Raw genomic sequence first — 11757 nt, 5'->3', positions numbered from 1 at the left:
TCCCAGAATTCGTTTCGGGTTCAGCGTCCGGCGCGCTCGGCGCGGATCGCGGCAATCTTCGCAATGGCTTCCTCGCCGAGCAGCGCGACGAGCTTCGCATCCTTGATGTCGGCCATCGGGAAGCCGAGCACTTCGCGCGAGCTGAGGTAGGCCTGGGCCACGGCGCGGGCAAGGTTGCGGATCCGGCCGATATAGGCGGCGCGCTCGGTCACCGAAATCGCTCCGCGCGCATCGAGCAGATTGAAGGTATGGGCGGCCTTGAGCACCATCTCGTAGGCCGGCAGCGCGAGCTTCGCCTCCATCAGCTGCTTCGCGTGACCTTCAAAATCGCCGAACTGGCGCAGAAGCCAGGGCGCATCCGAGTACTCGAAGTTGTAGGTCGATTGCTCGACTTCATTCTGGTGATAGACGTCACCATAGGAGAGGCCCGGCGTCCAGACGAGGTCATAGACGTTCTCGATGTCCTGCAAATACATCGTCAGCCGTTCGAGACCATAGGTGATCTCGCCGAGCACGGGTTTGCATTCGATGCCGCCGACCTGCTGGAAATAGGTGAACTGGGTCACTTCCATGCCGTCGAGCCAGACTTCCCAACCGAGGCCCCAGGCCCCCAGAGTCGGGTTCTCCCAGTCGTCCTCGACGAAGCGGATGTCGTGCTCGTTGGTGTTGATGCCCAGAGCGCGCAGCGAATCGATATAGAGTTCCTGGATCTCGGCCGGACTGGGTTTGAGCACGACCTGGAACTGGTAGTAGTGCTGGAGGCGGTTCGGGTTTTCGGCGTAGCGGCCGTCCTTGGGTCGGCGCGAAGGCTGAACATAGGCGGCATGCCACGGCTCGGGGCCGATCGCGCGCAGGAAAGTCGCGGTGTGGCTGGTGCCGGCGCCGACTTCCATGTCTAGGGGTTGGAGCAAGGCGCAGCCGTGCTCGCTCCAGAACTTCTGGAGGCGCAGGATCACTTCCTGGAATGAAGGTTTCGCGGTCATGGGTTCAGGGCGGATAACCGCCACGGCCAAAGGCAAAACCGTGATTTTACTACCGGGACGAAGGAATCGCCCCGGCTTTTCGCCCAAGCCCTGACTCAGGCCGCTTCGGCCAGGGTCTCGAGCCCGAGTTCCCAGCGATCGGTCAGCACGCGCAGCAGGTGGCGCTCGCCATAGGAGAGCTTCCCGTCGAACTTGCAGACGAGCAGGATCCCCGCACAAACCTTGCGCTGCAGCGCGACATCGGTGACGTCGTCGGCGAGGCGCAACAGACGGGCGTTCTCGAGCAGCGTGACGCTGGCGAGTTCGGATTCGTCGATCAGATCGCGACAGGTTTCGAGCAGGATCTGCACGAAGGCACCGCGTTCGAGGCCAAGATCCTTGTGCAGCGACGTGCGCTCGATCAGCTCGATCTCGCGGCTGTCGAGGCGGCCATCGGACAGGATGGCCATGCAGACGAGACGAGCGAGCGCTTCAGGACTGTTGGTCGGATAGGTTCTCATGGGTTTTGTGGTCTCCCTCTATGCGCAGCACGGCCCCGGACAGGCGCCGCGCGCAGCCAGAAAAACGAGGAACGAAAGCCCCCCTTTCGTCCCATCGCGGCGCGGAGTGAATTCCGCGGTCGTCATTGTCCCCCAATCGCGGCAAACTCCCGGAGAAAGCCATCACGCGGAGATCGCAATGTCTCACCTGTGCCGAATCTGTTGCCTCGCAGTGACACTTGTCTTGACGGCGCTCCATCCTTCACAGGCCGAATCGCCCCCCGAAACCCGCAACGAAGCACCGGTCGAGGTGTTCAACCGAACGATCACGGTGCTGCGCGGCAACTTCCTGGGCATGGACGCGGTGAATAGAGCCCGACGCGCCGAGGCAATGATCGGCGAGGAGCTGGACCGCGGAGGCAAAGTCCGGGTCCACATCGAGGCCATTCCGCAGGGAAGGCTGATCACCTTGAACAGTCGGCGAGCCCTGATCCTCTCCGCGACCGACCCCGACCCACTCCAGCGCGAGACGCTGGACGAAGCCGCGGCAAAAGCAGCCAAGATGCTCGAAGTCGTAGTCAGAGAGACCACCGAGGCGCGCAGCTTCAACGCGCAGATGCGCGCGCTCGGCGTCGTCGGGGCCGCGACGTTGGTGCTCGGGTTGCTGCTGTGGGGCTGCCTGAAGCTGCGCCGCATCCTCTCCGAGCGCCTGCTCAAGCTCGCCGAGACCCGTGGCCACAGGATTGCGCTCGCCGGCGAAGCGCTGATCCGGCGCGAACATCTGCTCGACCTGGTTCGCTGGCTGATGCGCCTGACCTTCGGCTGCGTCGCGTTGCTGCTGCTGAACCAGTGGCTCAGCATCTCGCTCATCCAGTTCCCCTACACCCGGCCCTGGGGCGAGGAGCTCGACCGCTTCCTGATCAATCTGCTGCTGGGCATGCTGGGCAAGATTGCCGGGGCGATCCCGAACCTGTTGATCGCCTTCATCATCTTCATGATCGCGCGTTGGGTTGTCCGCTTCATGAGCGCGGTGCTCCGCCGTGTCGAGCGGCGCGAGATCGCCGTCTCGTGGCTGGACCCGGACACCGTCGTCCCGACTCGCAAACTCACCGCCACGACGATCTGGATCTTCGCGCTGGCGATGGCCTACCCCTATCTTCCCGGAGCCCAGACCGAAGCCTTCAAAGGGCTTTCGGTGCTGATCGGCCTGATGGTGTCGCTGGGCGCCTCATCGCTGGTCGGCCAGGGCGCGAGCGGCCTGATCCTGATCTACACGCACACGATGAAGGTCGGCGAATACGTGAAGATCGGCGAGATCGAAGGCACGGTCTTCGCGATCGGCATGTTCGCAACGCGGATCCGCACCGGCCTCGGCGAGGAAGTGACGCTGTCGAATTCGCAGATCCTCGGCAGCGTCACGAAGAACTATTCGCGGACGGTCCAGGGGGCGGGTTACATCGTCGACACCTCGGTGACGATCGGCTATGACACGCCCTGGCGCCAGGTCGAGGCGATGCTGATCGAGGCCGCGCGGGCGACGCAGGGCGTGCTCACCGAGCCGGCGCCGCGCGTGTTCCAGACTGCGCTGTCCGATTTCTACGTCGAATACCGCCTCGTCTGCCAGGCGATCCCGGCTGAACCGCGACCCCGCGCCGAAGTGCTCGCCGCGCTGCACGCGGCAATCCAGGACGAATTCAACCGCCACGGCGTGCAGATCATGTCTCCGCACTATCTGGCCGATCCGGCCAGTCCGAAGATCGTCGCTCCCGCCGACTGGCATGTGGCGCCCGGCGCAGCGCCGCGACAATCCGACACACGGAGCTAGAGCGGAACCGGTAGCATGATCGGTTTTGCCGCTGCCCCCTCATGCCCCGCCTCACCCGATTCAAAACCGAAGCCTCGGCGCTTGCCCGCCTGACCGGTCCGCTGGTACTCGCTCAGCTCGTCTATGCGTTGATGGGGCTGATGGACACGATCATGTCCGGCCACGCCGGCGCCGAGGAACAGGCGGTCGTCGCTCTGGGCGTCGCGCTGTGGGCACCGATCTTCCTCGCTCTGCTGGGCGTCTCCCAGGCGCTAAGCCCCATCGTCGCCCACCACTTCGGCGCCGGCGACGAGGCCGCGATCGTCGCCGACACCCGCGAAGGACTCTGGCTCGCCGGCCTGTCCGGCATCGTGCCGGTACTCTTGATGCCCCTGGTGCCGGCCGCGCTCGCCGCCGCCTCGATCGCCCCAGCGCTGGCCGCCAAGGTCAACTTCTTCCTGTGGGGCATTGTCTGCGGCCTGCCCGCATCGCTGCTCGCGCGCACGCTGGGCTTCTACTCGGCGAGCATCAACCACCCGAAACCGCTGATGGTGTTCGGCGTGATCGGCCTAGTCGTCAACTTCGCGCTGAACTGGGTGCTGATCTACGGCCACCTGGGTTTCCCGGCACTGGGCGGCGCCGGCTGCGGCTGGGCCACCGCGATCGGAATGTGGATGAGCCTCGTACTGATGGTGTTGTACACGGCCCGCGCGAGCGTCTATCGCCGCGTGTTCCTGTGGCACGGCTGGAGCCTGCCGCACTGGGCAAGACAGAAAAAGCTGCTGAAGATCGGCCTGCCGATGGGCGCGGCGAGCCTGGTCGAAGTTTCGGCCTTTGCCGGGGTCGCGCTGTTGATCGGCCGCTTTGGCGCGGTGCCGATCGCGGCCCACCAGGTCGGACTCAACTTCGCCTCGCTGATCTTCATGCTGCCGCTGGGTCTCTCGAACGCAATCGCGATCCGCGTCGGCCAAGCCCTCGGCGCGCGGGATCCGGCTGCGGCGCGCTTCATCGCCTGGAGCGGCATCGCGCTGAGCCTCGCGATCGCGGCGGCGATGGTTCCGCTGATCCTGCTCGCCCGTCACGCGATCGTCGGACTCTATTCGCCCGACCCGGCGGTCCAGGCCACCGCGGCAACGCTGATGCTGTTCGCGGCAATCTGGCAGTTCGCCGACGCGACCCAGGTCTGCGCGGTCGGCGCGCTGCGCGGCTACAAGGTCACGACGATGCCGATGTGGGTCGTGATGGCCGCGTTCTGGCTGATCGGCCTGCCTCTGGGCGCCCAGCTCGGCTACCGGGGAATCGCCGGCAGCGGAGCGTGGGGCGTCTTCGGCTTCTGGACCGGCCTGCTCGTGGGGCTGACCCTGGTCGCCTTCGGCATGCTGCTGGCGCTGCGCAGCGTCGCGCGGGCGCGCCTGGGCTAAAACCGCGTCATTCGGTGAAGATCAGGCTCGATCCGTCGTCGAAGCGGATCAGCCTGGGCACCCAGTCGACGACGAATTCGTCTCGCCTCATCGCGAGGAAAACGCTTTCACGCCCCAGGTTTCTTCGTCTGAAACAGGAGAGTTCGACCTGCTGCCCGGGGGCGATCGGGGCGCTGCGCGCGAAACGACAGGCCGTCAGGACTGCCGGCTCAGAGCCGGCACTTTTTGATTCAAGGATGCTCACCGTCGCGAAAAGCTCGGTGATGGTCCGCGTCGAGGTGTTCCCGACCCGGTAAGTCGTCACCAGGACAGGAGCGTCGTCCTGCCCCAGCGCAGCGCTGGCGTCTTCCGACGGCGCCAGACGGCGCGATCGCATTTCGCGCCCGACGACCGCGATCGAAACCGCGTCGAGAAGCGGCGCGAGCGCCTCGTGCCGCTTGACCCTGAGCGCACGGATCCGCTCCAGCTCCTCCCCCCGCCTCTTCCAGTAGCCGCGTTCGAGCGCGATCGCGTCGCCGAGCGTGCGCGCCGTCAGAGGCGAGGCCGGATCGGCGCTCTTCGCCTCGCGGCTGCGGCGCAGATAGGCGAGGACGAGTTCCTTCTCTTCCTTGGGCAGCCGGGCAATCGCCGTGGCGTCCGCGGAAGCGGAAGACAAATTTGCACGGTAGGGACTGAGCGCGGCCGAGACGCCCCAGCAGGCCAGCAGCACAGCACAGGCAGCGAAGAGCATCCGGGACGCAAGCATGCGGACCTCGAGGACGGAGCGGCTCAACAGAAACCGGGCCGGGGAAAGCTTCGCCCCCCCCCCCCGCCGGTGCCACCCATCGACTCTAGTTCGCGCTCCTCGGCCACGCTCCGCGCGACGCACGGAACCGAGAAGTATTTCTCCTCCCGCGACGCGGCGCCTCCGAGTCCGGACTCAGCCCAGCAGCTTCTTCTCGGCCGCGCCGAGCTTCAGCGTCTTCTCGTCCGGCGTCCACTGCCCGGTCCGCTCCTCGCGCCCCTGCAGCACGAAACGGGAATCGCTCTTGCCGATCTGCTCGCTGCCGAGTTTGCACAACGATCCGATCTTGCCCTTCTTGAGCCGATTGACAATGACGCCCAGCTGGGTCTCCGGGAAGTCGCGCAGCATATCGTAGTCCCCGTCGCTGTCGCCGAGCACCATCAGCGGGCCGTAGCCCTTTTGGGCAACGAGTTCCTGGCGGATCACGATGCTCTTGCCCGGCCCCCAGTTGAGCGGCCAGCCCTTGCGGTACTCCGGCGCGAAGACATCCCCCCTCCTCTCCAGGCGCAAACCGATCACGTTCTCGGGCGCGACCCGGTAACCGTACTTGGGCGAGCACGCGAACACGCGCACGACTTCCTCGAGCGAAGCGGAGCTGACATAGACGTCGATGCCGTGGGCGCGCAGCGCATTCATCAGCGCCGCGATCTCCGGCGTCAGGCGCAGGCCGTGCGTGTGCGCGGTCGTCACGACACCGGCCTGGCCGGGCAGGCTCTTCGGGCTGGTGTATTTGACCTTGCGCAGCGCCTCGCCGAGGTTGAAATCGTTGGATTCCTCGGCAAGCGCGCTGACCTGCGCGACGCTCAGGCCCCCAAACAGGTAGATCACCCACGGGTAGCCGATGTCCGGGCCATAGCTATCGTTGATCGCCTCGTACAGGAAATAGAGCTTGGCGCGGAAATCGACGAAAGCGTCGCTCGCCTGGACTTCTTCCAGGCTCTTGTCGCCCTTGAAGCCCTTGTAGCTCGCGTAGAGGAAAGCGTAGTCGGCGGCGAGATCGGCGCTGAGCGCGGCGAGCGAGATCGGCTCGCCGGCGGCGTTCTTGTAGTCCGCGGCGAAGTTCCCGGCGGGCACGCCCTTGACGATGACCGCGGCGAACTCTTCCGGGCTCAGCGCGAACGCGAGGTGATTGATCTGATACATGAACAACGCCTCCTCGGTGTCGTTCATGATCGACGTGTTGTCCCAGTCGAACACGACATAGGGCTTTCTGGCCACTGAGTACTTCGGCGACAGCCGGCCGTTGGCGCGGATCAGCGCCTCGACGCGCGCATGGGTCGTCGGCGCCCACTTGCCGGGATCGAGCACCGGAATGGCCTCGTCCGCCTTGGCGGCATTCGCCCCCGTCTTGGCCTTGGCCAGCGCGAGGGGCGAAGCCAGAGCCATGCTGCCGGCGCCCAGCGTTTGGATGAAATGTCTGCGTTGCATGTGATCACTCCGATTCGGAAAGAACAGGCAGCGACTCTGCGATCAAAAAATTACCGCAATGCGAGTCTGTGCCGATAGAAGGTGAGGCTTCGTCCTTGAGGGCGACCCCGGAGATGCGGCGGTGCCGCGACTCCCTGAGCAGGTAGAGCAGCTTGTCCGCGGCCAGGGCCGGCGCCAGTCCGGCCGGCCGGACGTTTGAGATGCAGTTGCGCGCGGCGTCGGACATGCCGACGCGCGGGTCGTGGGTCAGATAGATCCCCAGGCTGTCGGGCGAGGACAGGCCGGGGCGCTCGCCGATCAGCACGACCGTGATCGCAACTTCGAGCAGCGCGCCGACCTCGTCGCCGACGGCGACCCGGCCCTGCTCGACCAGAGCGGTTGGCGCCACGCGCCAGCCGCTCGCGCGCAGCGCCGGCAGGATGGCTGCCAGAGTCGGCACGGCCTGCCTCTGGATCGCGCAGGCGGAGAGCCCGTCGGCGAGCACGAAGCCGACATCGAAACGCACGCGCTGCCCGTCCCCGGCGTACTCGATCGGGCGGGCGGCTAGGCCGCTGCTCAGATCCTGCAGCGCCTGCCGTGAGCTCTCGTCGAGGCGGCGACCGAAGTCGGGGCGCTGCAGGTAGGTGATCCGATCGCTCGCCTCGCTGTGCAGGCGCACGCTGGGCACGGCAAGCGCGCTCATCTCCTCCTCCAGACGGGTCCAATCGACGCGGGCATGGACGGCGTCCCTGGCCTGGGCGTGGGCGAGCTGAAATTCGAGGTGAGCGGCAGTCGGCAGGCTCTGCCCGGCCCGCCCCAGCGCGATCCGCGCGTCGGTATGGCGGCGCAGGCCGATCCACGGATCGAGTTTGACAACTGAGCGGCTCATCGCGCGCACTCCAGCGCCGGCAGGAAAGCCGGAGGAAGTCCGTCGGCAAGGCGCAAGGGTTGATCGTTCCCGATGATCCGCATCCGCGCCAGCCAGGCCTCGAACTCCGGCGCCGGGCGCAAGCCCAGCACTTCGCGGGCATAGAGCGCATCGTGAAAGGACGTGGTCTGGTAGTTCAGCATCACATCGTCCGAGCCGGGGATGCCCATGACAAAGTTGCAGCCGGCCACGCCGAGCAGGGTCAGCAGCACGTCCATGTCGTTCTGGTCGGCCTCGGCGTGGTTCGTATAGCAGACGTCGCAGCCCATCGGCAGGCCCAGCAGCTTCGCGCAGAAGTGATCCTCCAGCCCGGCGCGGATGATCTGCTTGCCGTCATAGAGGTATTCGGGGCCGATGAAGCCGACCACGGTATTGACCAGCAGCGGCTTGAAGTGGCGTGCGACGGCATAGGCTCTCGCCTCCACCGTCTGCTGGTCGCAGCCGTGATGCGCGTTCGCCGACAACGCGCTGCCCTGACCGGTCTCGAAGTACATCACATCATCGCCGATCTCGCCGGCGAAATCGGCGCCGCGCCGCAGCGACAGCGCCGCGCTCCGGGCTTCGGCGAGCAGCGACAGATCGACGCCAAAGCTGCGGTTGGTCGCCTCGGTCCCGCCTATCGACTGGAAGACCAGATCCACCGGCGCACCGCGTTCCATCGCCTGCAGCGTGTTCGTCACATGGGTCAGCACGCAGGACTGGGTCGGGATCTCGTAGCGGCGGATCACCGCGTCAAGCATCTCCAGAAGCCTCATCACCTGCGGCACATTGTCGGTGGCCGGATTGATGCCGATCACCGCGTCGCCGCTACCGTAGAGCAGGCCGTCGAGCACGCTGGCGGCGATCCCGGCGGCATCGTCGGTCGGGTGATTCGGCTGCAAGCGCGTCGACATCCGGCCCGCCAGGCCCAGCGTGTTGCGGAATCTCGTGACGACGCGACACTTGCGCGCGACGAGGATCAGATCCTGATTGCGCATCAGCTTGCTGACCGCCGCGACCATCTCCGGCGTCAGCCCGGGTGCCAGCGCCGCGAGGCTCGCCGCGTCCGCCTCATCGCCGAGCAGCCAGTTGCGCAGATCGCCGACGCACAGATGGGAGATGCGCCCGAACGCGGCGGCGTCGTGCGTATCGATGATCAGCCGGGTGATCTCGTCGCTCTCGTAGGGTACGACCGCTTCATCGAGGAAGGCGCGCAGCGGCAGTTCGGCCAGGGCCATCTGCGCCGCGACCCGCTCCTCGGCGCTCTGCGCGGCGACTCCGGCCAGGCAGTCGCCCGAGCGCAGCGGAGTCGCCCGCGCCAGCAGCGTGCGCAGATCCGCAAAGCGGTAGCGCCTCTGCCCGACCGTATGTTGATAGACCGCCATCGCTCAGCGCGCCGCTTCGGGCGCCTCGGCCGCGGGACTCCCGAAGCGGATGAAGCACAGATAGCCGATCACCAGGATCGCCAGGAACAGCGCCGCGAGCACCGGATTGCACCAGGTCATCGTGACGAGGCAGATCACCGCCGAGACCAGCGCGAAGGCCGGAAAGACCGGGAAGCACGGCGCCAGGAAGGAGCGCGGCATTCTCGGCTCGGCTCGGCGCAGCTGGAACAGCGCCGCCATGCTCATGATGTACATCACGATCGCGCCGAAGACCGCCATCGTCACGATGTTCGCGGTCAGCGTCTGACCGCCGAAGCTGATCAGCTCGTCGCTGAAGATCGCGGCGATGCCGATCAGGCCACCGGCCAGGATGGCGCGATGCGGAGTCCGGAAGCGCGGATGGATCTGCGCGAGAAAGCCCGGCAGATAGCCGGCGCGGGCCAGCGCGAAGATCTGCCGCGAATAGCCGAGGATGATGCCGTGGAAAGAGGCGATCAATCCGAACAGGCCCAGCCAGACCAGCATGTGCAGCCAGCCGCTGCTGCCGCCCACGATGATTTTCATCGCCTGGGGCAGAGGATCGTTGATGTTGGCGAGGCGGCTCCAGTCGCCGACGCCGCCGGCGAACAGCATCACCCCGATGGCCAGCGCGACCAGGGTCAGGATGCCCGCGATATAGGCGATCGGAATCGAGCGCTGCGGATCCTTGGCCTCTTCTGCAGCCATCGCGACGCCTTCGATCGCCAGGAAGAACCAGATCGCGAACGGAATCGCGGCGAGGATGCCGGAGATCGAGCCCAGGCTGAAAGCCTCCTTGCCCGACCAGCCCAGATGGCTGAAGTTCGCGAACGAGAATCCCGGTGCGACCACGCCCATGAAGACCAGCAGTTCAAAAATCGCGAGGATCGTCACGAAGAGTTCGAAGGTCGCCGCGATCTGCACGCCGACGATATTCAGCGCCATGAATACGAGATAAGCGCCCAGCGCCGCAGTCTTCGGACTCAGCGACGGAAACTGGATATTCAGATAGGCGCCGATCGCCAACGCGATCGCCGGCGGTGCGAAGACGAATTCGATCAGGGTCGCCGCACCGGCCAGATAGCCACCGACCGGCCCAAAAGCGCGACGGCTGTATTCAAACGGACCGCCCGCCCGCGGAATGGAAGTGGTCAGCTCGGTGAAGCTGAAAATGAAAGTGGTGTACATCGCCGCGACAAAAATCGAGGTCACCAGGAATCCCAGAGTCCCGGCCGTGGCCCAGCCGTAACTCCATCCGAAATATTCCCCCGAAATAACCAGTCCCACCGCAATGCCCCACAACTGGAGCGTCCCCAGAGTGGGTTTGAGGCCCGATTCAGTTCCCTTGCTCATCATGATTGCCCTCAAGCCATGGCGGAAGCCGCCGTTTCCCGGCGCGCCGCTGACGCGACGCGTTGGCACAGCGGTTGCTAGATCCCTGCCGAAGTGCCTGATGGGAAGCAAGCCTAGCGAGCGAGACCGATCAGGCGTTATCGAAAATCGGCAAATCTGAATTGGGGCATCGCATGGACTCCTCGCATCACGGCACGCGCAAATCGGTAGTGCGCGAGGGCTATTGCAGCCTGCGTACGCTGAAGGCTGGCGATGTCGACGAGCACGCGGATAACCTGAGCGCATGGGAACAACACTACGATCAGCTCTCCGCTGGGCGTTTCAGCGGAGCCTTGACCGAATTCTGGACCGAAGAAACCCAGGTCTTCCTCGAAAAGACTTCCTGCGCGGTTCGCCAGAGCTGCAGGGTCTGGCCCGATTCGCTGTGGTTCGGAATTCCGGTGCGTCACGATGGCACCAGAATGGGGGGGAGAGAGGCTCCGGATGGCGCCGTTCTGGTGCATTCCGGAGGCAGTGAATTCGAACTGGTCACTCCGGCCGATCACGAAATCTTCGGAATCGTCGTGCGTCAGACGGCTCTTCAGCAATTCTGCGCTACCCAGGGAATCCACTCCGACTTAGAGCGGCTGCGCACGGCGGGATGGATCGAGCTCGATTCGGCAATCCGTCGGAATTCGGTCGGAATGCTGCAGAATCTTTTCGTCGAACTCGCGCGCAATCCCGGGGCAGGCACCCACCAGGCAGCCCACCGTCATCTCGAAGACACGGTGCTCGAATTGCTGCTTCCCTTTGTCGAGAGTCGCGATCCGGCGCCCGAGGCGGGCTCCGCTCAGGCGCGCCGACGGCTGGTCGTCGCCGAGATCGTCGATTTCGCGCGCGCACACCCGGACTGGGTTCCCGGAGTCCCGGAGCTGTGCGAGAAATTTCACCTGAGCCGGCGCAGCCTGCAATACGCGTTCGAAGAGGTGATGGGGACGAGTCCGTCGGGTTATCTGAGAGCGCTGCGGCTCAATGGCGTCCGGCGCAGCCTGCGCACCCAGCAATCCTTCTCGGTTCAGGACGCCGCTCTGGGCAGGGGCTTCTGGAACCTGAGCCAGTTCTCGGCCGATTACCGGAAATTCTTCGGCGAGCGGCCGTCCGATACTCTGAACCGGGCAAATTCGCTGAGTCCCTCCGCCCAATACCCGCGCCGGCATTGAACAAACCCAAGCCTGCT

10 protein-coding genes are annotated in these 11757 nt (G+C 65.5%); 3 read left to right on the top strand and 7 right to left on the bottom strand.

The window, feature by feature from the left end:
- Positions 1-20: 20 nt before the first annotated feature.
- Positions 21-983: a glycine--tRNA ligase subunit alpha gene (glyQ, locus tag ACHFB9_RS04715; protein WP_417069830.1), complete on the bottom strand. Its 963-nt coding sequence runs from the start codon at positions 981-983 to the stop codon at positions 21-23.
- 95 nt (positions 984-1078) lie between these two features.
- Complete coding sequence (locus ACHFB9_RS04710) at positions 1079-1483, bottom strand: hypothetical protein (protein ID WP_417069829.1); 405 nt, start codon at positions 1481-1483, stop codon at positions 1079-1081.
- Positions 1484-1706: 223 nt separating this feature from the next.
- On the opposite strand from ACHFB9_RS04710, the gene ACHFB9_RS04705 reads away from it, so the two are divergent.
- Both ACHFB9_RS04705 and ACHFB9_RS04700 read left to right on the top strand, forming a co-directional pair.
- Positions 1707-3287 carry a mechanosensitive ion channel family protein gene (locus tag ACHFB9_RS04705; RefSeq protein WP_417069828.1) on the top strand — a complete coding sequence of 527 codons (1581 nt, stop codon included), beginning with the start codon at positions 1707-1709 and terminating at the stop codon, positions 3285-3287.
- A 41-nt stretch (positions 3288-3328) separates the two neighbouring features.
- Positions 3329-4687: an MATE family efflux transporter gene (locus ACHFB9_RS04700; protein WP_417069827.1), complete on the top strand. Its 1359-nt coding sequence runs from the start codon at positions 3329-3331 to the stop codon at positions 4685-4687.
- 7 nt (positions 4688-4694) lie between these two features.
- On the opposite strand, the gene ACHFB9_RS04695 is transcribed toward ACHFB9_RS04700, so the two are convergent.
- From ACHFB9_RS04695 to eat, 5 genes are all read right to left on the bottom strand, one after another.
- Positions 4695-5432, bottom strand: coding sequence for a hypothetical protein (locus ACHFB9_RS04695; protein WP_417069826.1), 738 nt, complete (start codon positions 5430-5432; stop codon positions 4695-4697).
- A 174-nt stretch (positions 5433-5606) separates the two neighbouring features.
- On the bottom strand, positions 5607-6899 hold the full coding sequence (locus tag ACHFB9_RS04690; RefSeq protein ID WP_417069825.1) for a haloacid dehalogenase-like hydrolase: 1293 nt from the start codon (positions 6897-6899) through the stop codon (positions 5607-5609).
- Positions 6900-6903: 4 nt separating this feature from the next.
- Complete coding sequence (eutC, locus tag ACHFB9_RS04685) at positions 6904-7767, bottom strand: ethanolamine ammonia-lyase subunit EutC (protein ID WP_417069824.1); 864 nt, start codon at positions 7765-7767, stop codon at positions 6904-6906.
- Positions 7764-9170 carry an ethanolamine ammonia-lyase subunit EutB gene (locus tag ACHFB9_RS04680; RefSeq protein ID WP_417069823.1) on the bottom strand — a complete coding sequence of 469 codons (1407 nt, stop codon included), beginning with the start codon at positions 9168-9170 and terminating at the stop codon, positions 7764-7766. Before ACHFB9_RS04680 ends, eutC begins: the two co-directional genes overlap by 4 nt.
- Positions 9171-9173: 3 nt before the next feature.
- Positions 9174-10541 (bottom strand): ethanolamine permease, encoded by a 1368-nt coding sequence (gene eat / locus ACHFB9_RS04675; protein ID WP_417069822.1) that lies wholly within the window; start codon positions 10539-10541, stop codon positions 9174-9176.
- A gap of 173 nt (positions 10542-10714) precedes the next feature.
- Here eat and ACHFB9_RS04670 point away from each other — a divergent pair, with 173 nt between their 5' ends.
- A complete protein-coding gene (locus tag ACHFB9_RS04670) occupies positions 10715-11740 on the top strand; it encodes a helix-turn-helix domain-containing protein (protein WP_417069821.1) in 1026 nt (341 codons plus the stop codon).
- Positions 11741-11757: the final 17 nt, after the last annotated feature.

It is taken from the genome of Niveibacterium terrae (assembly GCF_048213115.1).
Lineage (GTDB): Bacteria > Pseudomonadota > Gammaproteobacteria > Burkholderiales > Rhodocyclaceae > Niveibacterium > Niveibacterium terrae.
This window is presented reverse-complemented; position numbering and strand designations above follow the sequence as displayed.

What these genes read in the sequence shown, in the direction of transcription:
- glyQ (WP_417069830.1), bottom strand. Translation starts at nt 983, where the DNA reads ATGACCGCGAAACCTTCATTCCAGGAAGTGATCCTGCGCCTCCAGAAG.
- ACHFB9_RS04710 (WP_417069829.1), bottom strand. Translation starts at nt 1,483, where the DNA reads ATGAGAACCTATCCGACCAACAGTCCTGAAGCGCTCGCTCGTCTCGTC.
- ACHFB9_RS04700 (WP_417069827.1), top strand. Translation starts at nt 3,329, where the DNA reads ATGCCCCGCCTCACCCGATTCAAAACCGAAGCCTCGGCGCTTGCCCGC.
- ACHFB9_RS04695 (WP_417069826.1), bottom strand. Translation starts at nt 5,432, where the DNA reads ATGCTTGCGTCCCGGATGCTCTTCGCTGCCTGTGCTGTGCTGCTGGCC.
- ACHFB9_RS04690 (WP_417069825.1), bottom strand. Translation starts at nt 6,899, where the DNA reads ATGCAACGCAGACATTTCATCCAAACGCTGGGCGCCGGCAGCATGGCT.
- eutC (WP_417069824.1), bottom strand. Translation starts at nt 7,767, where the DNA reads ATGAGCCGCTCAGTTGTCAAACTCGATCCGTGGATCGGCCTGCGCCGC.
- ACHFB9_RS04680 (WP_417069823.1), bottom strand. Translation starts at nt 9,170, where the DNA reads ATGGCGGTCTATCAACATACGGTCGGGCAGAGGCGCTACCGCTTTGCG.
- eat (WP_417069822.1), bottom strand. Translation starts at nt 10,541, where the DNA reads ATGAGCAAGGGAACTGAATCGGGCCTCAAACCCACTCTGGGGACGCTC.
- ACHFB9_RS04670 (WP_417069821.1), top strand. Translation starts at nt 10,715, where the DNA reads ATGGACTCCTCGCATCACGGCACGCGCAAATCGGTAGTGCGCGAGGGC.